General features: G+C 35.0%; 28 protein-coding genes, 1 pseudogene and 1 riboswitch. Of the genes and pseudogenes, 15 read left to right on the top strand and 14 right to left on the bottom strand.

Annotated features, from left to right (window positions below):
• Positions 1-80 precede the first annotated feature (80 nt).
• The 4 genes from FC57_RS01840 to FC57_RS01825 form a co-directional block, all read right to left on the bottom strand.
• A complete protein-coding gene (locus FC57_RS01840; protein ID WP_007126735.1) occupies positions 81-1505 on the bottom strand; it encodes a C69 family dipeptidase in 1425 nt (474 codons plus the stop codon).
• 60 nt (positions 1506-1565) lie between these two features.
• On the bottom strand, positions 1566-2390 hold the full coding sequence (locus tag FC57_RS01835; protein WP_040529967.1) for an AraC family transcriptional regulator: 825 nt from the start codon (positions 2388-2390) through the stop codon (positions 1566-1568).
• Positions 2391-2560: 170 nt separating this feature from the next.
• On the bottom strand, positions 2561-3841 hold the full coding sequence (locus tag FC57_RS01830; protein ID WP_007126737.1) for a nucleobase:cation symporter-2 family protein: 1281 nt from the start codon (positions 3839-3841) through the stop codon (positions 2561-2563).
• A 6-nt stretch (positions 3842-3847) separates the two neighbouring features.
• Positions 3848-4426 (bottom strand): xanthine phosphoribosyltransferase, encoded by a 579-nt coding sequence (locus tag FC57_RS01825; protein WP_007126738.1) that lies wholly within the window; start codon positions 4424-4426, stop codon positions 3848-3850.
• Between the two features lie 67 nt (positions 4427-4493).
• Positions 4494-4591: riboswitch (purine riboswitch) on the bottom strand.
• Positions 4592-4789: 198 nt separating this feature from the next.
• Here FC57_RS01825 and guaA point away from each other — a divergent pair.
• The gene (guaA, locus tag FC57_RS01820) at positions 4790-6340 is read left to right on the top strand and encodes a glutamine-hydrolyzing GMP synthase (protein WP_007126739.1); all 1551 of its coding nucleotides are present in this window, start codon (positions 4790-4792) and stop codon (positions 6338-6340) included.
• Between the two features lie 241 nt (positions 6341-6581).
• Here the strand turns inward: guaA and FC57_RS01815 are convergent, their stop codons facing one another.
• The gene (locus tag FC57_RS01815; RefSeq protein ID WP_007126741.1) at positions 6582-7136 is read right to left on the bottom strand and encodes a TetR/AcrR family transcriptional regulator; all 555 of its coding nucleotides are present in this window, start codon (positions 7134-7136) and stop codon (positions 6582-6584) included.
• Between the two features lie 176 nt (positions 7137-7312).
• Between FC57_RS01815 and FC57_RS01810 the strand changes: the two genes are divergently transcribed.
• The gene (locus FC57_RS01810; protein WP_007126742.1) at positions 7313-9094 is read left to right on the top strand and encodes a DHA2 family efflux MFS transporter permease subunit; all 1782 of its coding nucleotides are present in this window, start codon (positions 7313-7315) and stop codon (positions 9092-9094) included.
• Between the two features lie 165 nt (positions 9095-9259).
• Positions 9260-9673: a YjdF family protein gene (locus FC57_RS01805; protein WP_007126743.1), complete on the top strand. Its 414-nt coding sequence runs from the start codon at positions 9260-9262 to the stop codon at positions 9671-9673.
• 33 nt (positions 9674-9706) lie between these two features.
• Here the strand turns inward: FC57_RS01805 and FC57_RS01800 are convergent, their stop codons facing one another.
• Positions 9707-10042, bottom strand: a complete 336-nt coding sequence (locus FC57_RS01800) for a winged helix-turn-helix transcriptional regulator (RefSeq protein WP_007126744.1) — start codon at positions 10040-10042, stop codon at positions 9707-9709.
• A 153-nt stretch (positions 10043-10195) separates the two neighbouring features.
• On the opposite strand from FC57_RS01800, the pseudogene FC57_RS01795 reads away from it, so the two are divergent.
• From FC57_RS01795 to FC57_RS01785, 3 genes and pseudogenes are all read left to right on the top strand, one after another.
• A pseudogene (locus FC57_RS01795) lies at positions 10196-11214 on the top strand (zinc-binding alcohol dehydrogenase family protein).
• 468 nt (positions 11215-11682) lie between these two features.
• On the top strand, positions 11683-12387 hold the full coding sequence (locus tag FC57_RS01790; RefSeq protein ID WP_040529972.1) for a B3/B4 domain-containing protein: 705 nt from the start codon (positions 11683-11685) through the stop codon (positions 12385-12387).
• Between the two features lie 3 nt (positions 12388-12390).
• Complete coding sequence (locus tag FC57_RS01785; RefSeq protein ID WP_007126748.1) at positions 12391-13761, top strand: DHA2 family efflux MFS transporter permease subunit; 1371 nt, start codon at positions 12391-12393, stop codon at positions 13759-13761.
• Between the two features lie 9 nt (positions 13762-13770).
• On the opposite strand, the gene FC57_RS10825 is transcribed toward FC57_RS01785, so the two are convergent.
• The 3 genes from FC57_RS10825 to FC57_RS01780 form a co-directional block, all read right to left on the bottom strand.
• On the bottom strand, positions 13771-13962 hold the full coding sequence (locus FC57_RS10825; protein WP_081445825.1) for an IS3 family transposase: 192 nt from the start codon (positions 13960-13962) through the stop codon (positions 13771-13773).
• A 114-nt stretch (positions 13963-14076) separates the two neighbouring features.
• Positions 14077-14139 carry a putative holin-like toxin gene (locus FC57_RS11475; RefSeq protein ID WP_420835809.1) on the bottom strand — a complete coding sequence of 21 codons (63 nt, stop codon included), beginning with the start codon at positions 14137-14139 and terminating at the stop codon, positions 14077-14079.
• Positions 14140-14329: 190 nt separating this feature from the next.
• Positions 14330-15307: a helix-turn-helix domain-containing protein gene (locus FC57_RS01780; RefSeq protein ID WP_007126750.1), complete on the bottom strand. Its 978-nt coding sequence runs from the start codon at positions 15305-15307 to the stop codon at positions 14330-14332.
• A 193-nt stretch (positions 15308-15500) separates the two neighbouring features.
• Between FC57_RS01780 and FC57_RS01775 the strand changes: the two genes are divergently transcribed.
• Together FC57_RS01775 and FC57_RS01770 are read left to right on the top strand one after the other, a co-directional pair.
• Positions 15501-15761, top strand: coding sequence for an AbrB/MazE/SpoVT family DNA-binding domain-containing protein (locus FC57_RS01775; protein WP_007126751.1), 261 nt, complete (start codon positions 15501-15503; stop codon positions 15759-15761).
• A 2-nt stretch (positions 15762-15763) separates the two neighbouring features.
• Complete coding sequence (locus FC57_RS01770) at positions 15764-16168, top strand: type II toxin-antitoxin system death-on-curing family toxin (protein ID WP_007126752.1); 405 nt, start codon at positions 15764-15766, stop codon at positions 16166-16168.
• A gap of 164 nt (positions 16169-16332) precedes the next feature.
• On the opposite strand, the gene FC57_RS11470 is transcribed toward FC57_RS01770, so the two are convergent.
• A complete protein-coding gene (locus tag FC57_RS11470; RefSeq protein WP_420835808.1) occupies positions 16333-16392 on the bottom strand; it encodes a putative holin-like toxin in 60 nt (19 codons plus the stop codon).
• 243 nt (positions 16393-16635) lie between these two features.
• Here FC57_RS11470 and FC57_RS01765 point away from each other — a divergent pair, with 243 nt between their 5' ends.
• The 4 genes from FC57_RS01765 to FC57_RS01750 all read left to right on the top strand — a co-directional run bounded on the left by FC57_RS01765 (position 16636) and on the right by FC57_RS01750 (position 19926).
• Positions 16636-17421: a CPBP family intramembrane glutamic endopeptidase gene (locus FC57_RS01765; RefSeq protein WP_007126753.1), complete on the top strand. Its 786-nt coding sequence runs from the start codon at positions 16636-16638 to the stop codon at positions 17419-17421.
• Positions 17422-17480: 59 nt separating this feature from the next.
• Positions 17481-18005 (top strand): methylated-DNA--[protein]-cysteine S-methyltransferase, encoded by a 525-nt coding sequence (locus FC57_RS01760; RefSeq protein WP_007126754.1) that lies wholly within the window; start codon positions 17481-17483, stop codon positions 18003-18005.
• A 91-nt stretch (positions 18006-18096) separates the two neighbouring features.
• Positions 18097-19473, top strand: coding sequence for an MDR family MFS transporter (locus FC57_RS01755; RefSeq protein ID WP_040529975.1), 1377 nt, complete (start codon positions 18097-18099; stop codon positions 19471-19473).
• Positions 19474-19551: 78 nt separating this feature from the next.
• Positions 19552-19926: a MarR family winged helix-turn-helix transcriptional regulator gene (locus FC57_RS01750; protein ID WP_236253608.1), complete on the top strand. Its 375-nt coding sequence runs from the start codon at positions 19552-19554 to the stop codon at positions 19924-19926.
• 57 nt (positions 19927-19983) lie between these two features.
• On the opposite strand, the gene FC57_RS01745 is transcribed toward FC57_RS01750, so the two are convergent.
• Positions 19984-20865 (bottom strand): PPK2 family polyphosphate kinase, encoded by an 882-nt coding sequence (locus FC57_RS01745; protein WP_007126757.1) that lies wholly within the window; start codon positions 20863-20865, stop codon positions 19984-19986.
• 106 nt (positions 20866-20971) lie between these two features.
• On the opposite strand from FC57_RS01745, the gene FC57_RS01740 reads away from it, so the two are divergent.
• On the top strand, positions 20972-21433 hold the full coding sequence (locus FC57_RS01740) for a hypothetical protein (RefSeq protein ID WP_040530069.1): 462 nt from the start codon (positions 20972-20974) through the stop codon (positions 21431-21433).
• Between the two features lie 17 nt (positions 21434-21450).
• On the opposite strand, the gene FC57_RS01735 is transcribed toward FC57_RS01740, so the two are convergent.
• From FC57_RS01735 to FC57_RS01725, 3 genes are all read right to left on the bottom strand, one after another.
• On the bottom strand, positions 21451-21966 hold the full coding sequence (locus tag FC57_RS01735; RefSeq protein WP_007126759.1) for a hypothetical protein: 516 nt from the start codon (positions 21964-21966) through the stop codon (positions 21451-21453).
• 155 nt (positions 21967-22121) lie between these two features.
• Positions 22122-22436, bottom strand: coding sequence for a hypothetical protein (locus FC57_RS01730; RefSeq protein WP_007126760.1), 315 nt, complete (start codon positions 22434-22436; stop codon positions 22122-22124).
• Positions 22429-22953 (bottom strand): GNAT family N-acetyltransferase, encoded by a 525-nt coding sequence (locus tag FC57_RS01725; protein WP_007126761.1) that lies wholly within the window; start codon positions 22951-22953, stop codon positions 22429-22431. Before FC57_RS01725 ends, FC57_RS01730 begins: the two co-directional genes overlap by 8 nt.
• Positions 22954-23281: 328 nt before the next feature.
• On the opposite strand from FC57_RS01725, the gene FC57_RS01720 reads away from it, so the two are divergent.
• Together FC57_RS01720 and glyA are read left to right on the top strand one after the other, a co-directional pair.
• Positions 23282-23563: a hypothetical protein gene (locus FC57_RS01720; RefSeq protein WP_040529978.1), complete on the top strand. Its 282-nt coding sequence runs from the start codon at positions 23282-23284 to the stop codon at positions 23561-23563.
• Between the two features lie 66 nt (positions 23564-23629).
• Positions 23630-24865, top strand: coding sequence for a serine hydroxymethyltransferase (gene glyA / locus FC57_RS01715; protein ID WP_007126763.1), 1236 nt, complete (start codon positions 23630-23632; stop codon positions 24863-24865).
• Positions 24866-24925: the final 60 nt, after the last annotated feature.

Genomic DNA, 24925 nt, shown 5'->3' with positions numbered 1-24925 from the left:
TATTTAGCTTAGAATGTTTTATGCATGAAAAAATCACATGGCAAAGTTACCATGTGATTTTTGCTATCTTAGATAGTTAATTAGTCAAGCAAGTCATATTTCAAAGTCATCAAGCCGTGACCTTCGTCAACCATTTGACCAAGAAGTTCGATAGTATTGTTGTAAACAGTATCAGCCATCTTTTGGTTAGCTGCAATTAGCTTGTCTTGCAATTCTTTACCAGTAAGATCTTTAACTTCTTTGTCAGTGTCATGTTGAATCTTGTGACATTCTGCTAAGCTCTTTTGTTCAAAGGCATCTTCAAGTTCACCATATACACGGTAATTAGTGTCACCGAGTTGAGCAGTTAACTTGTTAAGCCAGAAAATCTTGTTCAAGTTGAACTTAGGGGTAGTTTGGAAGCTCTCTGGAGTGGTAGTAACGTTAGTGTAGAATGGCACCATTGAATTGAATGTGTTAGGACCGAATGCTAACCATTGTACGCCAGCGATTTCTGCAGGAACATCGTTTCTAATTTGTAAAATGTGAGTTTCGAAGTTTCTGTTGATACCGATTGGACGGAAAGTCTTCTTTTGTTCAGGAGTACCTTGATCACCATATGCATCGTATGGAGTATCTTGGTAGTGTGAGCTTTCAGCCCATTTAATATCTTCAATTGAGATCAAACGGTTTGCGTGGCAGATGAATGGTTGATCTTGGTCAGCAGGAGTGCCGCCAAAGTCTGGATCGAAGTAGTTGTGAATGTACCAAGCACGTGGGTTGTTGTAGTGAGCATCCTTGATAGTTGATGAACCAAAGATGTGGCGCATATTGTAGCCTTCACGGTCAGGGTTCAAGTGATATTCTGCAATTAAGTCCTTCAAGTCGCTTGAAGCTGCAAAGTTGTCAGTGTCTTCGAAGTCAAAGTTGTCGATATTTAAACGGTTTGGTGCGATAACATAGGCATCATCAGGAATACGACGTGCAATCCAGTGGTGACCACCGATGGTTTCTAAGTACCAGATGGTGTCCTTGTCTGAAAATGCCATGCCGTTCATTTCATAAGTACCGTACTTTTCAACTAAGTAACCTACACGCTTAACTCCATCAAAAGCTGAGTGAAGGTAAGGAAGAGTCAAAGTAACAAAGTCTTCTTCACCAAGACCACCCTTAGATGGATCAAGAATTGGATCGACACCTTGAATACGTGAATTAGTAGTAATGGTTTCGGTAGCAGTCATTGCTACATTGTCGGCATTAATACCAGCAGCGCCCCAGATGCCGTTTTTACCAGAAACATCAGGAGCTGAAGTATAACGAAGTGGGGTCTCAGCTAAGTCTTCATCATCAATCTTTTGCTTGCTGATAACGCTAGTGTAATGCTTAGGTTGGTCTTCTGGGTTAACAGCCTTGAAGCCTTCAGGGATAATGACTCTACCGCCGTCTTCACTACGAGCAATCATAGTTGAGCCGTCGATAGTTGCTTTTTTACCTACTAAGATAGTAGTACATTCTGTTTGTTTCATTGGATCATTCCTTTGCTATATTATTTTTTCCTACAATTAATATTGTATGCAAAAAAAGCGTTAATTTCCACGAAATACGTTGGGGCTGACGCCACTATAACGTTTAAAAGCCTTGGAAAAGGTGAATTCATCACCATAGCCGACTTTTTTAGCAACCTCCTTTAGATTATGCGTTGTATTAGTTAATTCTTTCTTAGCGGCTTCCATACGCAATTTCATTAGGTATTTTTGTGGTGAAATTTTGGTGTTCTTCCTAAATAGAGCGTATAAAAAGCTACGAGAAACTCCAAGACGATTGCATAATTCTACGATATTGCAAGTTGGATCGGTGTAATTCTTATTTAGATAATTAATAGCAATCTGATATTGATCAATTTTAGGAGCTTTACGAACAGGAGGATGATTCGGAAATTCACTGATAAGATGATAAAAGAGCTGGTAAGTAAGTGAGGCAATTTGAATATTATTGAGTAGGGAATTCTTTTTATTCAAAATATCATAGATTTTTTTCAGCGTTGCGAAGAACTTGGTATTCTGAATTTGTCGCAGAAAATTTTTGTTAGGCAAATTGGAAGATTTAAGCATTTGGCTAGTACCACTGCCTGCTAAACCAATCCAAAAATATTGCCAGGGTTCATTATGGTCTGCCTGAAAGTAGCAAGTCTGACTACGAGGTACATAAAATAGGTCGCCTTGTGTTAATTTAACTACATGGTGGCCACTTGATGTAAAAGTACCTTTCCCAGCTATAACGTAGTATAAAACGTCGTTTTTACGTAAATTATTGCCTTCAAAATACTCGTCTGGTTGGCATTTTTGTTCACCATAAAAAAGGATATGGCTTTCAATATTTTGATTGCTTAAATTATGATATTGGTTAGGCATTTTTCCCTCACTGTTGTAAATTAGCTTGTACATCTACTATTATAGAGAAGTTTTGAATTAAGGGGAAAACAATGAAGCGCCTGATCTTTCATCAGACGCTTTCTTAGGGTTTAAATATTTATAGAAAATTATGTGTGAAATAAAAATTATGAAATGGGGTATTCAACTTATTAGGCATCCCTTCTTCCGTTAAAAATGAGGTTAAGCAAAGTAGCGCAAAGACTGGCTACTACAATACCGTTACCCAAGAATAATTGAATAGTTTGAGGAAGATCTTGAAAAATTTGAGGATAAACGGTAACGCCTAAGCCTAGGCCAATAGAAATAGCAACTACTAAAATGTTGCGGTTATTTTCAAAGTTAACTTTAGTCAACATCTTGATTCCTTGAACGGCGATCATAGTAAACATGACTAGCATAGCACCACCTAAGACAGAATCAGGGATGATAGTTACCAAAGCTCCAATTTTAGGAAGAAGGCCCATGCCCATTAAGAGACCAGCAGCCCAGTAGATAGGACGCTTAGTCTTAATACCAGACAATTGAAGAAGGCCAACGTTTTGTGAGAATGTGGTGTAAGGGAAGGTGTTGAAAAGCCCGCCAAAGATTTGTGCAATTCCTTCTGCCCGATAGCCTTTCTTAAGGTCATTTTCAGAAATATCCTTATGAAGCAGGTCACCAATGGCGAAGAAGACGCCAGTTGATTCAACCATGGACACTAAGGCGATGATGATCATGGTTAAGCAGGAGGACCATTCAAATTCTGGAACGCCAAAGTAAAATAGCTGTGGCAAGTGGAACCATGAAGCTTGCATAACTGGTTTTAAGGAAACAAGTCCCATACAACTAGCAAGAATAGTTCCAGCAATTAATCCGATTAAAACTGAGATGGAACGAAGAAAACCTTTAGTCCAGACTTCAATAGCTACAATGATGAGGATAGTTAAAAAGGCAGCAATTAAATTTTTAGCGCTACCGAAGTCTTTGGCTTGAGCATTTCCACCACCCATATTTTGTACGGCGACAGGAATCAAAGTTAATCCAATAACTGTAATTAGGGTTCCTGTGACCACTGGTGGAAATAGTTTCTTTATTTTTGAAAACCAGCCAGCAATCAGGAAAACAAAAATTCCCGCAATGATGATTGCTCCATACATGGTATTAATTGAGAACTTTTGTCCAATCATCTCAAGTGGGGCTACAGCTTGGATTGCACAGCCCAAAACAACTGGCAATCCAATTCCGAAGTATTTATTGCGGAATAATTGAATCAATGTGGCAAGTCCACACATGAAAATATCAATGGAAACAAGGTAGGTCATCTGCTCACTATTAAATTTAAGTGCAGTTCCGATCAATAAAGGAACCGCAACAGCACCAGAATACATGGCGAGCAAGTGTTGCAAACCTAAAATAGCAGCTTTTTTGTGACTAACTTCTTTTTGAGCCATTTTTATTTACTCTTCTCCCTCGAAGTGTACTTGACCATTCTTGAAACTATCAATTTTAGCTAAAGCTTCAAAGCGTAAGCCTTCGTTTTCGACCCATTCGCTACCGCCTTGGAAAGTTTTGGCAACGATCGCACCAACGCCGACGATATCACAGCCAGCTTGTTTAGCGATGTTGACCATACCCTTTACGGCTTCACCATGAGCAACGAAATCATCGATAATTAAAAGGTGTTCACTCTTATGCAAAAACTTTTCTTCAACACAAATCTTATTGTTGACTTTCTTGGTATAAGAGAAAACATCTGCCCAATAAACCGCATCGTTTAAAGTTGATGGCTTCTTTTTTCTGGCAAAAACCATAGGTACGCCTAATTGATAAGCAGCCATAATAGCTGGTGCAATACCAGAAGCTTCACAGGTTAAAACTTTGTCAATTTTTTCATCTTTGAAAAGACGCTTGAATTCTTCACCACATTGCATCATTAGTTTAGGATCAACTTGGTGGTTCAAGAATGAGTTGATCTTAAGCACATCCCCGTCTAAAACTTCTCCATCTTTCTTAATTCGCTCTTCTAATAACTTCACATTTTCCTCCCAAAGAAATAAGGACTTCTTCTACCAATTTTAGGTAAAAGAAGTCCTTAAGATATTTTCTTAACTTTCGTTTACCTATAGTCCACCATTTACGGTAGTGGGTAGAAACCGTCGACCTTATTACGACTTTATATAGATATTATTGTGTTGGTTCAATCTTAACAGAATATATTGCCGAACACAAGTGAAAAATTAAGCGGAAATGTTCGATTATTGATTTAAAATACTTGGGTCAAGAATAATTCAAGCTTAAAGCTGAACATTTCATCCTAGCTCATAAATATTGATTGACCTTTTTAAAAATTCCTAGTAAAGTTGATTAAAAATGTGTAGTTGAAAAGAGGGAGAAATTTAGTGGCTAAGAATCTAGACGATTTTGATAAGATTATTGTTCTTGACTTTGGTAGTCAATATAACCAATTAATCACTCGACGTATTCGTGATTTTGGCATCTACTCAGAACTTTTGCCCCATGATCTTTCAATTGAGAAGATTAAGGAAATGAATCCGAAGGGGATTATCTTCTCAGGTGGTCCTAACAGTGTTTACGATGATGGAGCTTTAAAGGTAGATCCTGAAATCTTTAAGTTGGGCATTCCTATCTTAGGTATCTGTTATGGGATGCAACTAATGAGCTACGACTTAGGCGGTAAAGTTGAGCAAGCCGAGAATAAGGAATACGGTAGAGCTAATATTACTGTTGAAGATCCAGATAGCGTTTTGTTCAAAGGCTTACCAAGCAAGCAATACGTTTGGATGAGTCACGGAGACTTAGTAACTCAAGCTCCTAAAGGTTTTGAAGTAATTGCTTCAAGCAAGAATTGTCCTATTGCAGCAATTGCTAACCCTGATAAAAAGTTTTATGGAATTCAATTCCACGCTGAAGTACGTAACTCAAAATATGGTTTAGATATTTTGAAACGTTTTGCTTTTGATGTTTGTGGTGCTGTAGCTAACTGGACTATGGAAGATTTCATTGACATGAAAGTTGATGAGATTCGTAAGGAAGTTGGCGATAAGAAGGTTATTTTGGGCCTTTCTGGTGGTGTTGACTCTAGTGTTACCGCAACGCTTTTGCATAAAGCAATTGGTGATCAATTGACTGCAATTTTTGTTGATCACGGGATGCTTCGCAAAGATGAAGGCGATCAAGTAATGAAAGCCTTGAACAAGGATCTGGGTGTTAATATTATTCGTGTTAATGCCGCTGATCGTTTCTTGAGCAAGTTAAAGGGCGTTACTGATCCTGAAAAGAAACGTAAGATTATCGGTAAGGAATTCATCGAAGTCTTCAACGAAGAAGCTAAAAAGTTGAAGGATGTTGACTTCTTAGCTCAAGGTACTTTGTACACTGATGTCATTGAGTCAGGTACCAATACTGCCCAAACCATCAAGTCACACCATAATGTTGGTGGTCTTCCTAAGGACATGCACTTCAAGTTGATTGAACCACTGCGTAAGTTGTTCAAAGATGAAGTTCGTGAACTTGGTGAAAAACTTGGTATTCCGCACGACTTAGTATGGCGTCAACCATTTCCAGGTCCAGGTCTTGGTATTCGTGTTCTTGGCGAAGTTACTGAACCTAAGCTGAAGATCGTACGTGAATCTGATGCGATTTTGCGTGACGAGATTAAGAAAGCTGGATTGCAAGAAAAGATTTGGCAATACTTTACTGTTTTGCCAGGGATTCGCTCAGTTGGTGTGATGGGTGATGGTCGTACTTATGACTACACCATTGGTATTCGTGCCGTTACTTCAATCGATGGGATGACAGCAGATTTTGCTAAGATTCCATGGGATGTACTCGGTCATATTTCTGATAGAATCGTAAACGAAGTAGATAACGTTAACCGTGTAGTTTACGATGTAACGAGTAAGCCACCTTCCACTATTGAATGGGAATAAACGGATAATATAACTTGAATGGTAAACCTTGATTTAAAAGCATTTTGCGGAACGATACCAGCTCAAAAAACATTAAAAAAGATAAGGTTGTATGCCAAAATGTATGCCAAAAAAATAAAAGAATACATGGTAAAACCTTAGTAATGGCAGTAATTGGAGAAGATGATATTTGATTCGAAGAAGTATCATGTTTGCCAAAGTATGCCAAAATAAGAAGCTCTTAGTGTGAAACTAAGGGCTTTTAATTTGCAAAAAAATTATTTTTGGCTATATTAGCTAAATCAGATAATGATATTTCTGTAGGATGTATTAACCAAGTAGAAAAAGCATTCCAGAGACTACCAACGCTTAGAAGTGCAATGTATTTCATTTGAGTTGAAGTGTAATTCTTGCCTTTGTAAGAGATGGAAGGGTGTTGGTTATGAAAATCAATAAAGTATTTAGGGAAGATAGAATTGAATTTGTTTAATATCACTGAGGAAAGATTTGCATTAACTAAGATAGTTAACTGGGGAATGTATTGTTTCCAGAATTCGAAAAGAAATGTAATTAAGTCTTCATACCTCAGGGGATGCTGTTTGTCAGCATATGTAATCCACTCAGTAAGTAATTGGTCAACATAAGTGTTTAAAAGATTTTCTTTATTCTTAAACAGACGATAGAAAGTCTTTCTTGAGACACTTGCTCCAATAGAAATATCAACGATCGTAATTTCAGAATATTGTTTTTCTTCTAAGAGCTTAAAGAAGCTTTTAAAGATTTTTTCTTTGTTTTGTTTGGTCATTCTGTTTCTCATTGCTTGTTACTCCTGTGTTTGACACAAATTTAATAGAAATGGGACAAGATTTAAGTTTGCCGCGAACTTATTGCCAAAGATAAATTTTCTCTGTATGGTGATAGTACAGTTAATGTCACACGTGTGTCAATAATTTTTAACTGTAAATGACATGGTTAAAAATGGAGGGATAAACAATGTCAAAGACAAGAAAAATTATTGGCTTTGTTGGTTTAATACTTGCAATGTTCATGGGAGCACTGGATGCAACCATTGTTAATATCGCCCTACCTGATATTATGAAGGACTTAAAAACAGGTTTAACAGATACCAGTTGGGTAGCAACAATTTATGTTTTAGCAATGGCGGCATTTATTATTACTGCTTCTAAGTTAGCGGATATTTGGGGTCGTAAGAAAGTCATGTTAATAGGGGTTATTCTATTTGGTGGTTTTTCTTTTGCCTGTATGACAGCTAATTCATTAAATCTATTGATTATTTATCGTTTCTTTCAAGGAATTGGCGGGGCAATCTTAACTCCAATTGTTTTACCAATGGGGATTGAATTATTTGGTAAAGAGAATACTAGTAAAATTACTGCATTAATGGGAGCTTTTAGTGCATTAGCCGCAGCTGGTGGTCCTGCAATTGGTGGTTTCATTATTAATTATGAAAGTTACCATTGGATCTTTGGGATTAATGTTCCGATTGCCATTGTTGCTTTCTTAATGATTTTAATTGGAACAAATGAATCATATGATGAGACAATCAGTAAAGCTATTGATTGGTTAGGTGTAATCTTTTTAACTACCTTTATGGGTTCTCTATGCTTTGGTCTGTTAGAAGGTAGAGAATATGGTTGGAGTTCAAATATCATTGTAGGTTGCTTTATTGGTAGTTTGATCAGTTTGATTTTATTTATCTTAGTTGAAGCTAAGGTTAAATCACCTGTTGTTAATTTGAGTTTATTTAAAGAAAAGACATTTTCATCATCCTGCATTATTTATATGGTCTTTGGCTTTGCAATTATTGGACCATCTTTGATTTTGAATTATTTCTTACAAAATGTAAAAAGTTATTCTGCATTGCATTCAGCTTATTTAATTATTCCAGCATCATTGGCAATTGCAGTAGGGATGCCGTTAGCTACTAAGATGTATAAGACTGTTAGTTCTAAAATGTTGATTGGAATTGGTTTAGTCATTACTGCTGGTGGTTTAGCAATGTTAGGGATGATTAAGACCAATACTACGCAGGAAATAATTGTGTGCTGTAACATTATTATTGGATTAGGACTTGGCTTTACTGCTATTGCTTTGACATCGTCAGTTAAGTTTTTACCTGTAGAAAAAACGGGGATTGGTTCAGGAGTAGTTAATGCGGCTAGATACGTTGGTCAAGCAATCGGAATGGCATTATTGGTTACTGTGCTTAATAACAATGTTGTAAATGCAAAAGATAGTATTAGGGATGCCGCTTACACGCAGATTCAAGAAAAGAATCTTTCTCCTGAGGTTAAGAAAGTAGCCCGTGAACAGATTAAGATTGTTTTTAAGAATTCAAAAAATGATAACAAGATAAGCAGCAAGCAAAAGCAAATGAAAAATAAGATTAAGAAAGCTGCCAAAAAGACTATTGATTTACCATTACCTAAAGCAGGAACAGCCTACAGAAGACTATATTCAGCTAACAACAAGTTGAATACTGGTACTAAGAAATTAGCAGTACTCCCACTTCCGCAATTAAAACAAGGTGTTCAGCTTTTAAGTAAAGGGCATCAGAAGATAGGAACGGCAATTAAATTACTAGCGCAAAAACAGCAACTAGTTTCTGCATTAGATAAAATTAGATTTAAAAAAAACAGTGAGTTAGCAAATGCTTTTGCAAAGGTATTTAATCTCACTAGTCTGTTAACAATTATCTGGCTACCTTTATGTTGGCTTACTGATCGAAAAGAAGATGAGGTTGAATATTGTTAATTTTCACTCTTTGATAATACTAGTAATTCTAATATAATGTCCTTTAAGGAAAGTAAAAACACAATTCGGTTGGTAGTCCGAGTGTATAATCATTAACTTTATATCAGTAACCTTCCTCCTAGGATGTCCATCTTTCCTAATAATTTTTATTAGGAGGAATGCATTATGATTAAAGGTGAATTGACTATCGTTTTTGATGATCCGTTTTATAAAGCAATTTTTGAACGAATTGATGGTACTAATTATGAAGTAGCACAAATAAATTTAGGAGCATCCCTGCCACATATGCCAGAGATTCTTCGGTTGGTAAATGATCATTACTCGCAGCTACATTTTTATAAGTCTACTGCAGAAAAAGAAAAGTTTCGGCATGTTAATCCTAAGAGAGCGCAAAGATTAGCTCACAAAGCTACACAGAAAAAAGCAATCGGTACCAAAGCGCAACAAGCTTTAAAAAAGCAGTTTGAGCAGTCAAAGATAGCCAAGAAAAAGGTAATAAAAGATAGGAAGCGTGAAAGACAAGAAAAACGTTTCTTGCAAAAACAAATTAAACGCCGAGAAAAACATCGTGGTCATTAATGCAAAAAAGCTCGCAATCAATTTTGCGGGCTTTTATTCATGTAGCTGATTATATTTATTTCCCCATCTCTCCATTTCTAAGATTAATGGAGTAAGAGTTTTACCTAGTCTAGTTAACTGATAGCTAGTTTTGGGTGGTACAGTTGGAAAAATTGTTTTGTCAATGATCTGATCATTTTCTAATTCTTTTAGTTGAAGTGATAACATTCGTCTTGAACAGTTGGGCATCAATTTTTGTAATTCATTGAAACGACAACTCTTTTCTTTGATTAAGTGATAGATAATAACGCTTTTCCATTTTCCCGAAATAATTTGAAGTGTACTTTCAACAGGACAGCCTTCAGCGCAGTCATAAATATGATGTGGCATTTTTTCACCCTTTTCTTGATATTAATATAATTCTAAAGCTTTCAATTTAAATGGGCTAGGGAAGAATTTGTTACTTAGTAAGAATAAATTCACTCCTTGTTTTTATCATTTATCCACTTACAATTAATTAGTAAATAGAAAAGGAGATAAAAAATGAAAGCAATTGGATTTAAAAAACATTTAAGTATTGACGATCCTGAAAGCCTGATTGATTTTGAAACGGCTAAGCCGACTGCTAAAGGACATGATTTATTGGTCAAAGTAAATGCAGTATCAGTTAATCCGGTAGATGTTGGAGTGAGAAAAGGTGGACGTGCAGTGTTAAAAACTCCAAAAATAATTGGCTGGGATGCATGTGGTGTAGTTGAAAAGATAGGATCTGATGTTAGCTTATTTAAACCAGGTGATCGAGTATTTTATGCAGGTTCATTTATTCGCTCAGGTAGTGATAGTGAATATCAACTTGTTGATGAAAGAATAGTTGGTCATGCTCCTAAGTCTTTAAAAGATAATGAAGCAGCCGCAATGCCTTTAACTTCACTTACAGTTTATGAAGCCTTATTTGAACAAATGGGGTTAACTTGGAGTCAGCAAAGTAATCAAGATAAAACAATTCTAATTATTAATGGTGCAGGTGGAGTAGGATCAGTGGCTACTCAATTAGCTCATTTAGCAGGATTAACAGTCATTGCTACTGCATCTCGTCCAGACAGTATTAAATGGACGCAAGATCATGGTGCTACTTATGTCGTAAATCACCGTGAGGACTTGGTAAAACAAGTAAGAAAATTAGGATTCAAGTATGTTGACTATATTTTAGAACTAAAGGATTTAGATGGTCATTGGAAAGAAATGTGTGAACTAATTAAGCCTGAAGGACATATTGTTTCAATTACTGAAAATCATCGTCCAATTAATTTAAGATTGTTAACTAAAAAGAAAGCACACTTTTCATGGGAGTGGATGTATACTAAATCTTACTATCAAACGAAGATATGATAAGCCAGCACGATATTTTAGATAAAATCGCCCAGATGTTAGATAGTGGAAAACTTAAATGCACTATGACCAAATCGTTAACGCCATTAAATGCTACAAATTTACGGAAGGCTCATAAATTAGTAGAAAGTGGTCACATGACTGGTAAAGTCGTGGTTTCTAGCTGGGAATAAGATGACAATGTAAGTTAATGAGGGAATCCTGATTTAACAGTATTTGATTGGGACTATTTCCATGCAAAACAAAAAATGATTTGGTTGTCTGCCAAATTATGAAAGCTCTTAGTATAAAAAATAAGAGCTTTTTATTCATGTAGCTGATTATATTTGTTTCCCCATCGCTCTATTTCTAAGATTAATGAAGTAAGAGTTTTACCTAATATAGTTTGGAAAATAATTTTCTCGATTTGGAATCAGCATGGCAAAACAAGTAAGAAAATTAGAATTCAAGTATAATATGTGAATCCTTTCCCTGTCTCTTGGTTGCTTACTTCCTCTTGACGAAATATGAAAGACATTGATACAATGATTAAAAATCGAATACCTTTTAAGTTCAGAGGGTTTGTAAACATTACAAGCTGGATAAGAGCGTCGCATTGCGGCGGGTTTCTTATCCAGCTTTTTTTATTTAGGAGGTTTTTCATGAAATTTATAGTTACATCAGATATTTTTAAAAAGTTGTCAGATATGTACGTGGGCGTTGTTGTTGCAAAAGGGATCGACAATAATAAAGATTATCCTGCAATTGATAAATTGTTAAATAAGTACATGAAATATTCACAACAAAAATTCGATGGTGTAAATGTTAAACAAGATGATGAAATCATTCCATATCGTGAGGCTTTTAGAAAAATCGGAATCAATCCAAATAGATATCCTTGTTCTGCGGAAGCTTTGTTCAAGCGCTTATCCAAGGGAAAAGAATTGCCGCATATTAATCCGTTAGTTGATCTTAATAATGCAATTTCGCTCAAATATACTGTACCTATGGGAACACATAGTTTAGATGATGCACGAGATAACATTATGATGCGTCTTGCTAAGTCTGGTGATACCTTCATTCCGTTAGGCAAAGATGAAGTGGAAGAACCAGACGAAGGTGAAGTTGTTTATGCAGTAGGTAAAGATGTGCGTACTCGTCGCTGGACTTGGCGTCAAAGTGAGCATGGTAAGATTACTGATCAAACGCATAATGTTTTCTTCCCAATTGATGGTTTTATTGATGTGAATAGGGATGCAGTAGATAAAGCAAGAGATGATTTAGCTGAAAAAATTGAGGAAATTTTTGGCGTTGAAACTCAAATTGGTTATGTTGATCGGGATCATCCAGAGTTTGAATGGGAGTAAAAAATGACGACAACCAAACGCAAGAATATTATCTTAATGATGGCAACGCTTCTGTTAGGGAGTTTTATTACTACCTTGGCAGAAACTCTAATGAATAATGGGCTACCAATGATCATGGTGGAAACCCATGTTAACCAAATGAATGCACAATGGCTTAATACTGGTTATATGTTGGTGGCTGGAATGATCATGCCGTTAGCTTCATACTTTATGCATCGTTTTCCCTTGCGTCATCTGTTTACTATGACGATGAGTATCTTTTTGGTAGGAAGCTTGATAGCAACTTTTGCACCTAATTTTTTGTTTTTATTAATTGGACGTTTAGTGCAAGCGATAGCCGTCGGGATTAATATGCCACTTGTTACTAATGTGCTAACAATTATCATCCCTGCTAAGAATAGGGGACTTGCAATTGGAATTGCGGGAATTATTATCAATTTAGGACCAGCAATTGGACCCACTTTATCAGGTGTCATTCTTGAATTTTATAGTTGGCGGATGTTGTTTATCATTTTATTACCATTCACAGTTCTGACTTTGATCTGTACCCAATTCTTTGTAGAAAACGTACTGAAACCAGAAAAGACAGCAGCCGATTTCCCTTCAGTTGCTTTTGCTATTATTGGTTTAGGAACTCTGCTTTATAGTCTAGGTCGTTTGGGTGAAAGCAGCAGTAATATTATTTCTACGGTTTTATTTGCTATTGTTGGCGTAATTTTCGTCGCTATTTTTATCAAATGGCAATTCAAGATTGCCAATCCGTTGCTTGATTTGCACGTTTTTGCTTATTCACAATATCGTTTAGGCATTCTGATAACTTTGTTGATCTCTGGCGCTATCATGGCACCAGAATTGATGTTGCCGTTGTTTAATCAAAATATTCTAAAAGTTAGTCCAATAATTTCAGGTGAAGTAATGATTCCTAGTGCCTTAGCAATGGCATTTTTGTCACCTTTGGCTGGTCGATTATATGATAAATTTGGTATTAAAAAAATGGCAATTATCGGGAGTCTATTGGGCTTAATCATGGCAGCACCAATGTTTTTCTATGATGCTCAAACTTCAATTATTTGGATTACTGTCTTTTATGCTTTAAGATGCGCAGGCTTAATTTTATGTTACACGCCAGCACAAGTTTATGCATTGAATGCCCTACCACAAAAGAGTGTAGTATCGGGAAACACGATTATCGTAACCATGGTTCAAGTCGCTAATTCCTTTTGTACCGCGTTAGCCGTAACAACAAAGAATATAGTACAAAGCCATACATCGTCAGTGATCACGGGGTATCAATGGTCATTTGGTACTACAATTTTGGTTACGCTTTTAGCATGTTTGTTGATTTTCGGTGTTAAGAGGGATGTAAAAAATTAAACGTTTATTCTAGCTGATTAAGGATTGGCTCCAATATTCAATTGGGGTTAATTTTTTATCGTTATAGTATTCGATATATTTTTCAAGATTGCGATATTTAAATTCTTGATCGTAGAACATCTCTGGTTTAAGTAAGCTAAAAAAACTCGTAATTAATTTTGCGAACTTTTTTAATGTGAATTTGCTATAATAAGAGTACAAAAAAGGAGGTCAGAGACCTCCGTGCAACCCGCTTTAAGAGCGGTGGCTAAAAGTTATATTTTCGACATGCGTCTACTCAATAACTTGCCAAAGTTAATAGATTGAGCGGCGTTTTTATTTTTTGTGCTGGTCGATGTATATCAGCAGAGCTAACAGGAACATCCCAAACAAAAGCATCGAAGAAATGCCTTCGTAAACCGACATAGTTGAACTCTTTCTGTAGTATCTTGACCATAGGCCTCACCTCCGGAGGAAAAACAACCACCGCGAGTGTTATTCTGCGGAAATAATTATACAGAAAAGTTAGTTCAAACAGAAGACGAACAAGCTAAAAGTCCCACAACTTGCGGGACTTTTTTAATTGAATTCACTCTGCTTTTTCTTTGATAAAGAAATATGTAAATAGGCAGTAACTAATAATGCCTAAATATAAAATATTTGAGGCACTGAACATGTCTACGAAATATCTACTAAAAATATAATAAAGTCCTAAAACAACGAAAAGATAGAACCAACTACCATAAATGAATAATTTGTGTAAGTTAGTTGGTAAATGTTTCTTGCGCTTAATTAAAATAGAAAGATAATTTTTGTAAAACACATAAGAAGCGAGCAAGTATAAGGCAATACTAAGAATTAGGAAGAATATTCCCCAAGCAATAAGTGATCCCATACTAGAAAAATGACTGAAGCCGTCAATCATTGGACTAATAATGCTTAAAACACCTAAAACACATGCAAAGACAACATATTTATCTTTAGTTTGATGAAATTCTTGAATTGTAGAGGTTAATCTCTTTTTTTCTTCAATAAAATCAAAGTTTTGTTCTTTTAATTGTGTAAACTCACGCATGTTAAAGATACTATAAACTAAAAGCCCAAGTGCAATTGCTATAGTAACAACAGTTGTTGCATAGCCGATCAGAGAAATAATAAAAGGTAACTGACCATTGCGTGGACCTAAGAATATTGCCAAAGCTCCTGCAAAATAAATGCATACTGGACTAAAAACAACAAGAGCTGCAACTAAAGCTCGTAGCTTGGAATTTCTTTTGACAGCAAATAAATATTTTTGTACTAAGTCATCAGATAAAACAGGCATCTTTTCTTCTGTGGCAATATCTTCTGACTTAAATTCAAAAGATGGAGTTCCATTTTTTAATAGATAATCTGTTGTAACACCAAAAAACTCTGATAAATTGACAATTTTCTCAATATCTGGAATTGATTGATCACTTTCCCATTTTGAAACAGCTTGACGACTGACATTCATTTCTTCGGCTAAATCTTCTTGAGAAAGATTATTCTTTTTGCGCAAGTCCGCAATTTTTTGACCTAATCTCATGATTAATCGTCCTTTCTATTCTATTCGACCTTAATTTATTAAAAATTATGGTTGCAGGCAACCATCTTTTGATTGCATTTTGTGCAACTAATAGTTGCAACTTTGTTGAAAGTCTGAAAATTAGGCAAATTAGTAAAAATGAGTAATTACAAAATGCTATAATTGTAATTACAATTGATGAGAGGAGATAATTATGAATTACGTTGCAAATTATGATAGAGATAAAATTGCCAAAGTTTTCAAAGCAGGTAATTCGGAGGCAATTAGACTTACCAAAAAAGATGTAGATTTATTGAATTTAAAGGCTGGTGATCAAATAATTAAAGAAATTGCCCCTGATGGGATGTCCATAACTTACAAGAAAATACCTGAAATATCACAAGAAACTAAGGATGATATCGCTCAAATCCTAAATGAAGATAAGGACTTAGTTTGGGCATTGAAGGATCTATAATTATGGATATTAAGTATCTATCTGAAAGTGAATTAATTTATGTGAATAAAATGGTTCTTAATTTTACTGATGAAGAGCAAGAAATACTCCAATATCCTGAAGGATTAAGTATAATTACTCAACAACCTAGACAAGTATTGTTTGACCATGAATTATATCCTAGTATTTGGTTGAAAGCCGCATTTATTTTACAAAAGATTACTAAAAAGCATATTTTTGCTGATGGAAATAAAAGGACAGCTTATGTTGCAACTAAGTTATTTCTTAAGAAAAATGGATATCATTTAAAAATGACAAAACAAGAAGGTATTGTGCTGATGTTAGATGTTACTACTAAAGATGATACTGAAAAAGAAATGATCAAAGTTGCTGAAGTATTAAAGAAACATTGCTCGGTAATTGAATGATACAACATAAGATAATGGATCAAAAATAGTAAAAAATACTATAATTAAGTGAGCAAAAAAAGGAGGTTAGAGACCTCCTGCAGCCCGCTTAAGAGCGGTGGTTAAAATTACATATTACGTCAGACGACGCTCAATAACTTTACCAAAGTTATTGAGCGGCGTTTTTATTTTTTGTGGTCGATGTATGTCAGCAGAGCTAACAGGAACATCCCGAACAAAAGCATCAAAGCAATGCCTTCATAAACCGACATGGTTGAACCCCTTTCTGTAGTATCTTGACCATAGGCCTCACCTCTGGGGGAAAATTGTGTTGTTCTGCGGAAATAATTATACAGAAGAGTTATCTTAAATAGAAGATGAACAAGCTAAAAAATAGTTTAGTTGTATGCCAAATTATAGAAGCGTCTGAGAATAAATTTTATAATAGCTATGAATTTAGAAATTAATAGTCATATTGGAGTTAAATAATGAAAATTATCAGAGATAATTTGGCAATTGAAAAAACAAATCCGTCTATTTTAAAAATGATATGTAATGCAATTGTTGTTGCTACTTTATATCTTAGTTATACTCAGATAATGTTTTTTCAAGAGTTTGATTTAAATCATGTAATTCCTTATTTCCTTTTGTGTTGCTTGTTAGGATTGTGTACATTTATCTTTTGCAGAACGACTCGTGTATTCAATACACGTCCTAAACAAGGTAAAAGTATAATTATGACGATAATTTATTTCATTGGCTTGATTTTATTTTGTACTACCGTTGGGATATCTAATTGGGGAGCAGTGTTTATCCTTAATTTATCAGATAAATTAGTAGTTATTTTAATTGCCCTTGCTGCAGGAATTGTTGAAGAACTCTTATGTCGCAACTTAATTTTTAACTTATTTATTAAATGTTTCGATAATACAAAATGGATATTGATTTGGGCGAGCTTGAGTTCATCAATTGTATTTGGATTGATACACTTAGCAAATTTGACACATCAACCTTGTATATCAACTTTACAGCAGATATTCTATGCTTTTGCATTTGGTGTCATGCTGTGCTTTGTTCATATCTTTTCTAACCGAATATGGCCTTGTATATTGCTTCATTTCTTGATGGATTTACAAGCAGATATAAGTCAGCCCGTTAGTGTTCAATCATGGGAGCCAATTTTATTAGAGTTTATTCCCATTATAATCATTTCTTTGTTGGCAATTTATTTTTATAATCGTGATTTAATAAAAAATACTAATAGCTCATTATAAACATGTAATTGGAAAATAATAACATAGAAAATATGTTTTTATTTTTTTGTGGTCGATGTATGTCAGCAGAGCTAACAGGAACATCCCGAGCAAAAGAAAGTGAAGAATTGAAAAACTATAGCCTAACATTAGAAACACCAATAGGTCTTCTCAGAATCACAGCGAGTGATAAAGCAATAATTGCGATTAAGCCTATTGAGGTTGAAAAGAATAGGTTACTATCTGAGGATACCAACGAATTAGTTAAAAAATGTGTTCAAGAGCTAAAAGAATACTTTGCAGGTCGACGTACAAATTTTGACTTACCATTAGCGCCTAAAGGGACTGATTTTCAAAAACAGGTTTGGCAAGCTCTTCAAAAAATTCCTTATGGTGAAACTCGAACTTATGGGAAAATTGCACAAATGATGGGTAAACCAAAAGCTGCTCGAGCAATTGGTATGGCTAACCATAATAATCCTATTTTGATATTAATACCATGTCATCGCGTGATTGGTGGAAATGGTAGCTTAACTGGCTATGCAGCAGGAATAGAAAATCAGAAGTATTTACTTGAACTAGAAAAGGGTAAGAACAAAGTATAATAATTCATTTTTGTAGTTATGATACTATCTTTCCATATCTAAATAGTATGCTAAAATAGTTAGCATGCTAATCATTTTAGAGGAGGATTGTATGAAACCGTTAGAACGACGTTTGTTAGTTTTTACAATTTTATTAGGAGGTTTTTTATCGACATTAACAGAAACAATCTTGAATAATGCATTGCCTACTATTATGCAGGCATTCAATATTAGTCAATCTGTGTCTCAGTGGTTAAGTACTGGCTATATTCTAGTTGTGGGAATTATGATGCCTACAGCGGCTTATTTCTTTAATCGTGTTCCTTTACGCACTTTATTTATAACTACATTATTTATTTTCTTAATGGGGACAATTATTGCGTCTACAGCACAAACTTTTGAATGGCTGTTGGCAGGAAGGATCATTCAAGCAATTTCTGTAGGTATCAGCATGCCCTTAACACAAAATGTTTTGACATTAGTTTATCCGCCAAGTCAACGTGGAGCAGCATTAGGTCTAGCTGCTATCGTAATTATTTTAGGACCTGCCATTGGCCCCACTTTATCTGGTTGGATAGTAAATCATTATCCATGGGAATGGATTTTTATTATTTTGCTTCCACTTACAGTATTAGCTATTATTTTATCTTTCTTTACTGTTAAAAATATTAATCAGCCCAAGCCTACTAAATTAAGTTGGTCATCACTTTTGTTGTCAACTGTTGGTTTCGGTTTACTCTTGTATGGTTTCTCTAACATTGGTGTAATTGCTGGAATTAATACTTTTACGTTAATCATTTTGATTATTGGTTTAATAGTAACTGCAGCATTTATTATTCTTCAGCTAAAATTAAAGAAACCATTATTGCAAATGCGAGTATTTAAATCACCGTCATTTACTAAGACTACTATTTTGGCTTCGTTAATTAACGTAGCGATGTTAGGAACGGAATTGATTGTGCCACTTTATTTACAAGATGTTCGTGGAGTTTCTGCTTTCATTTCAGGTTTATTGTTATTGCCAGGTGCGATTTTAATGGCGATTGTGGCTCCGATTGCTGGTCGACTTTTAGATCTTCACGGTATTAAAGGCCTATCATTTATTGGGTTTGGAATACTGACGCTTGCGACAATTCCAATGATTTGGTTTAATGATCGTACAAGTTTGCCATGGATTGTTTTCTTATATGCAATTAGAATGGGAGCAATTTCATTGGTAATGATGCCAGTCACTACATCGGGTATTAATGCTTTGCCAGAAAGATTAATTGTTCATGGTAATAGTGTTGTAGCTACTTTTCGTCAAATAGCAAGTTCTTTAGGTACCGCTGGGCTGGTAACAGTTGCTGCAGTTATTTCTAATGGTCATACTCATGGCGTGCAATTGATGCATGGTTACCAAGGGGCCTTTGCCGTAGCAGCACTTGTTTCGTTAATATGTTTAATTATTTCATTTACTTTGAGAAATCGGACTAAACCAGAGTTATAGCTAAAGATCATGCAATTACACAATTATATGTATAAGGTTAAAAAATTGAATATTCTATTATCCAAGGAGGCTGCCCAGATGTTATCTAGAGAGGGTAGCCCGTATACTAATCAGCAGGTTGAGCTGATTATGTATGTGTATAATCATTTGGATAAGGTAGTGTATCAACGTGATTTGCCTGAAGTTTTAGGGATTACACGTCCTACAGCTAATGGTTTAGTTAAACGATTAGTTCAAAAAAAGGCTATCAAATTAGTTGCAGATCCTAAAGATAGCCGATTAAAACAGATTAAAATAATGCCAGCAGTTATTGCAGATATTAATTCTAATAAAAAGAATTTTATTAATGAATTTCGTCAAATGGAAGATCAGTTAACTAAAGGCTTTTCTAAGAAACAACAAGATGAATTTGAAAAGATGCTGGTAAAGGCAATTGCTAATTTAGAATCTTAATGGAAACTATAATACAAAAAACTCTTAGCTGTGATGCTAAGAGTTTTTATATTGACATTAATATTTATCTTCATCTTGTAATAATTGCTTAGCTAAATTCAATTCCTTTTCTTGATCTGGAGACATTGTTGGATAAGCTAATGGTAACTTTTCTAATCGTTTAGTCAGAATATCAGATACGATTAAACGTGAGTACCATTTATCATCTGATGGAATGACATACCAAGGATTCTTCTCAGTTGCCGTGGCATTAATAGCTTTTTCGTAAACACTTTGGTACTTATTCCAATAATGGCGTTCTGTAATATCAGAAGAAGATAGTTTCCAATTCTTTTTTGGTGTTTGAATTCGTGCCATAAAACGCCTTTTTTGTTCATCTTTAGAAATATGCAGGAAAAATTTGAGAATTACGTAGCCATTTTTCGTTAAATATTCTTCATAATTACGAATATCTTGATAACGGTTCTCAAAGAAATGGTCGTCGATATCTGTTAGAGAATGAATACTTGGTAAATTGTCGTTCAATATGATTTGAGGATGAACACGTGAAATTAAAACATCTTCGTAGTAAGAACGATTAAACACACCTATATGTCCACGGGGTGGTAATTCTCGATTAATGCGCCAAAGATAGTCATGATTTAATTCCTCTGCTGTTGGTTGCTTAAAACTGGCTACATTGAAGCCGCTAGGGTTAACACCAGAGAGAATATGTTTAACCATACTATCTTTGCCAGCCGCATCCATGCCTTGCAATACGATTAGAACGCTATATTCATGTCGAGCATTCATTTTGGCCTGTGCTTTATCAATCTGCTTAATATTTTGTTTAATTTGCTTTTTTATTTTCTTTAATTTTTTACTGGAATCTTCTATAAAAGTTGGAGTTTTAGAAATTTTAAAGTTCGCTTTACTATAACAGAATTGTTTTGTTTCCATAATAAAATCGCCTCTTTGTGTTTACTTTAGGCACGTTATAAGTAATTGTCTAGAAAAAGCACTTTAAATTTATTTGCCATACAATAAAGGTGAGGTGATAAAAATGATGAAGAAATTTCCACCAATTCAAAAAATATTAGAAGCTTACACTGCAATTGCTGATGGACATGTTAAATTGCAAGATGGTCAAGCTGCGGTTACTTCTTCTAATGAGGTTAAAACTTATACTGTAACTTTTAAGGATGGCATTTACACTTCCAATGATAATGCAACTTATTGGCAGGGATATGCTGGTTATCCTATTTTAGCGGTGTTATTGTTGCAAGGAAAACTACCTTTTAACCAAGAATTAGCTCAGCAGTTTAAAAATGTTAACTGGAATCAAGTTAATCAGGAATACAAGCGCAATTATGCTAAAGCTGCTTCAGCTGTGATGGAAGATAAGGGAATAGACCAGGATAAAGCAACTGCTGAAATGAATAAAGTAGCAGATGAACTGAAAAATTTGAATATTACAATTAAGCGTGGGTCTCTTAGACCACCAAAAAAGCTCCCAGCATCAAAATAATGCTGAGAGCTTTCTCCTTATTTAGATAATTTATGCACCTTATGAGCTAGAACCATTTCTTTATTACGGTCTTCGTAAATAACATCCTTTACGTAATTCCATAGTGCTAATAAACGTCCCTTGTTATTGCGCCGGAATAAAAAGTCGGCGTGATGATTATTAAGGTGGCGCAAATATCTCTTAGCATTTTGAATATGCGTATGATGTTTCAATGCGATTCTAGGCTCAAAGTCGATGATCTTATGATCAGCGTTAAAGATTGGATGAACTTTATGGTGCCAATTCTTTGTATCGGCAATGTGCTGGCTCACTTTCTTACCAGCGTTGACGATATTCTCCTTAGTGGCCAAACCATTCTGATCTTCCAATTGTGCGTGTGGATCCAAATAATAGTTCCCTAAACCATCTTGACGATAAAGTCTTAATTTCTTGAAAGACTTATCTTTGTGGTCCATTTTAACTTCGATAACATCACCATTAACGTGATTCATTAAATACATGTGATGTTTTTTTGTATAATTAACACCTTTCATGATCAGAAATTTCACCCCTATTCAACCTAAAAATTATAAACATATTTTCTTTCGATGTATAGCAGAATAGCACAAAATTTTAGATAAATCATCTTTTTCAGCTTGAATAGGTTTATCTTCATAAAGAAATATTCGGATAAGGACTAAAAAATACTTTAATTCAGAACCTTTTCTAATTCCTGACTGAATTCATCCTTTTGGAGCGTAGTAGTTAAATAGTGAACTTGAGCTTGATGATCATAAACTGTAAAGGCAATTCTGACGGACCCCATTTTCCCTAAATTTAGTCGCATTTCATAGCAGGGAAGTCCATTAATTTTCTGTTGAGTGGCAACCTTGACTTTTGTCATGCCGGTTTGCATTTCTTTAGTAATAGCAGTTGTAATTTTGGTTTGAGCTAACTTTTTAGCTTGAGGATGTTTTTTAAAAAATGCTTTACAGCCTTTACGACTAAATTTTAATTTAAGCATTGGTATCACAATCTTTGTAAAAGTAGATATCACTTTTGTTTTCTTGTGGTGTACCACGGTAATTATGATTGTTAAAGCCGCCAATTTCAAAACCATTTTTTAGATAAAATAGACAAGCAGATAAGTTGTTATCTTGCCCGATAGTATAGATGCCTTGCATTTTTCTCTTTTTTGCTTCATTCATGCAGGCTGCGATAAGTTTGCTACCAATACCATGTTTACGGTAAGCAGAATTAACTTTTAGATCATCTAAATAAAGATACTTGAACATGTCTTTTTGCAAGATAGCTAAGCCAATGCATTTTTCGTCTTCATAAGCACCTAAGTAGATTGCATTATCATCATAATCATAGTTTTCATTTGGAAAACATTGAGTTGAAGTTCGTTCAAATCTTTTAATAGTGTAGTCCCATTTTCCGTTTTCTAGACTAGGAATCATTTGGCCCCAGATTTTGAATGGTTCATTGGGTAAATTGATATCTATCTGATTATGAATTGTTTTAATTTGAATTGACATCGTATTTCCTTTGAATTTAACAAAAAAGTAGCTTTTTTACGTTTTTTCATTAATTAGTACACATAGAATTATAAAAACGGCGTTTTATTATTTGTCAAACGGTGTTACGCTGAAATTGGACGTTGTTTATAGGATGATTATGTTTTATTAATTTGTCGTGTAAAAAAACATGCTTAGCCTTCCGTGAAGCTAAGCATGATGTCCCATAATACAATAAAGCCGTCTGTGTTTTTACAGACGGTTTTATTTTAAGAAAAAATAGAGTAGATGACAACCATTATTGGATTGGAGAGTACTTTTTTGTACAAAAAGTGGAAGGAAGAATCTTATGCGTTTGATCCCTATTAAGCAGGCAACTACTTTGCTTAAAAGAATGTGTGATGATAAAAGTAAATATCGTGAAATTAAACTATTTACTGCTAAAAAAGACCGCTCTATTACAGTTAAAAATACTGGCACTGAATTAACTTTGATCGAAGATGGCTATTTGCATTTTTCTAAAAATTATTCGTTAAAAGAGATATCTACTTGTCGGCATGCTGTACAAGCAGCTTTTAAGAAAGAGTTTCCCCGTAGTAATCGGGCTTATCTGACGACAGTATCAAAATAGCAAATCATCTTTGTTGATAGTATAATTTTAACTAAACAACTAGAAAATAATAAGGGGGCTAAATCCTTGAAATACGCAGAAAAATCGCCCGCATTATGGGATGCAATTCATCAAGAAGAAAAACGCCAGCAGAATACCATTGAGCTAATTGCTTCAGAAAATATTGTTTCTGATGCCGTTCGTGAAGCACAAGGCTCTGTTTTAACCAATAAATATGCTGAAGGTTATCCTGGTAGACGTTACTATGGTGGTTGCCAATATATCGATAAGGTTGAACAGCTCGCTATTGATTATGCTAAGAAGTTATTCAATGCGAAGTTTGCTAATGTTCAACCTCATTCTGGTTCTCAAGCAAATATGGCAGTTTATCAAGCACTTTTAAAACCAGGCGATACCATTCTGGGTATGGGGATGGATGCCGGTGGTCACCTTACCCATGGAGCAAAAGTTAACTTTAGTGGAAAAGAATATCATTCCTACAGCTACGGTTTAAATGTAAAAACTGAAGAATTAGATTTTGATCAGATTAGAGAAACTGCTTTAAAAGTTAAGCCAAAATTAATTGTAGCTGGTGCATCTGCTTACAGCCGAATTATTGATTGGCAAAAGTTCCGTGAAATTGCCGATGAAGTTGGTGCTTATCTTATGGTAGATATGGCCCATATTGCTGGTTTGGTCGCCACCGGTCAACATCCTAGTCCGATTCCGGTTGCTGATGTGGTCACGACTACAACGCACAAGACTTTGCGTGGCCCACGTGGTGGGATGATTTTATCTAATAATCTTGAAATCGGTAAAAAAATTAATTCAGCTTTATTCCCAGGCATTCAAGGCGGGCCACTTGAACATGTAATTGCAGGGAAGGCACAGGCTTTTTATGAGGATTTGCAACCACAATTTACTGATTATATTAAGCAAGTAGTTAAAAATGCTCAAGCAATGGCCCAAGTATTCAATGAATCTGATAATATTCGTGTCGTATCTGGTGGAACAGATAATCACTTGATGATTATTGATATTACTAAGACTGGTTTAACTGGTAAAGATACACAGAATTTGCTGGATTCTGTTGATATTACGACTAATAAAGAATCAATTCCCGGTGATCAACGCAGTCCTTTTGTTACTAGTGGTTTAAGAATTGGTACACCAGCAATTACCAGCCGTGGTTTTAATGAAGAAGATGCGAAAAAGACTGCATCTCTAATTATTGAGATTTTGTCGGATCCTAAAAATGAAAAAGTAATTGAACATGTCAAAGATGAAGTTCATGCTTTAACGCAAAAACATCCAATCGAATAAGGTAAATAAATGACAGTCCTGGTTTTATGGCAGGGCTGTTTTTGTTATAATTAACAATCA

This window comes from Lactobacillus ultunensis DSM 16047 (assembly GCF_001436305.1).
Classification (GTDB): domain Bacteria; phylum Bacillota; class Bacilli; order Lactobacillales; family Lactobacillaceae; genus Lactobacillus; species Lactobacillus ultunensis.
This window is presented reverse-complemented; position numbering and strand designations above follow the sequence as displayed.

Coding starts and splice junctions, on each gene's coding strand:
- FC57_RS01840 (WP_007126735.1), bottom strand. CDS start 1,505: ATGAAACAAACAGAATGTACTACTATCTTAGTAGGTAAAAAAGCAACT.
- FC57_RS01835 (WP_040529967.1), bottom strand. CDS start 2,390: ATGCCTAACCAATATCATAATTTAAGCAATCAAAATATTGAAAGCCAT.
- FC57_RS01830 (WP_007126737.1), bottom strand. CDS start 3,841: ATGGCTCAAAAAGAAGTTAGTCACAAAAAAGCTGCTATTTTAGGTTTG.
- FC57_RS01815 (WP_007126741.1), bottom strand. CDS start 7,136: ATGAGAAACAGAATGACCAAACAAAACAAAGAAAAAATCTTTAAAAGC.
- FC57_RS01810 (WP_007126742.1), top strand. CDS start 7,313: ATGTCAAAGACAAGAAAAATTATTGGCTTTGTTGGTTTAATACTTGCA.
- FC57_RS01805 (WP_007126743.1), top strand. CDS start 9,260: ATGATTAAAGGTGAATTGACTATCGTTTTTGATGATCCGTTTTATAAA.
- FC57_RS01800 (WP_007126744.1), bottom strand. CDS start 10,042: ATGCCACATCATATTTATGACTGCGCTGAAGGCTGTCCTGTTGAAAGT.
- FC57_RS01790 (WP_040529972.1), top strand. CDS start 11,683: ATGAAATTTATAGTTACATCAGATATTTTTAAAAAGTTGTCAGATATG.
- FC57_RS01785 (WP_007126748.1), top strand. CDS start 12,391: ATGACGACAACCAAACGCAAGAATATTATCTTAATGATGGCAACGCTT.
- FC57_RS01780 (WP_007126750.1), bottom strand. CDS start 15,307: ATGAGATTAGGTCAAAAAATTGCGGACTTGCGCAAAAAGAATAATCTT.
- FC57_RS01775 (WP_007126751.1), top strand. CDS start 15,501: ATGAATTACGTTGCAAATTATGATAGAGATAAAATTGCCAAAGTTTTC.
- FC57_RS01770 (WP_007126752.1), top strand. CDS start 15,764: ATGGATATTAAGTATCTATCTGAAAGTGAATTAATTTATGTGAATAAA.
- FC57_RS01765 (WP_007126753.1), top strand. CDS start 16,636: ATGAAAATTATCAGAGATAATTTGGCAATTGAAAAAACAAATCCGTCT.
- FC57_RS01760 (WP_007126754.1), top strand. CDS start 17,481: ATGTCAGCAGAGCTAACAGGAACATCCCGAGCAAAAGAAAGTGAAGAA.
- FC57_RS01755 (WP_040529975.1), top strand. CDS start 18,097: ATGAAACCGTTAGAACGACGTTTGTTAGTTTTTACAATTTTATTAGGA.
- FC57_RS01750 (WP_236253608.1), top strand. CDS start 19,552: ATGTTATCTAGAGAGGGTAGCCCGTATACTAATCAGCAGGTTGAGCTG.
- FC57_RS01745 (WP_007126757.1), bottom strand. CDS start 20,865: ATGGAAACAAAACAATTCTGTTATAGTAAAGCGAACTTTAAAATTTCT.
- FC57_RS01740 (WP_040530069.1), top strand. CDS start 20,972: ATGAAGAAATTTCCACCAATTCAAAAAATATTAGAAGCTTACACTGCA.
- FC57_RS01735 (WP_007126759.1), bottom strand. CDS start 21,966: ATGAAAGGTGTTAATTATACAAAAAAACATCACATGTATTTAATGAAT.
- FC57_RS01730 (WP_007126760.1), bottom strand. CDS start 22,436: ATGCTTAAATTAAAATTTAGTCGTAAAGGCTGTAAAGCATTTTTTAAA.
- FC57_RS01725 (WP_007126761.1), bottom strand. CDS start 22,953: ATGTCAATTCAAATTAAAACAATTCATAATCAGATAGATATCAATTTA.
- FC57_RS01720 (WP_040529978.1), top strand. CDS start 23,282: ATGCGTTTGATCCCTATTAAGCAGGCAACTACTTTGCTTAAAAGAATG.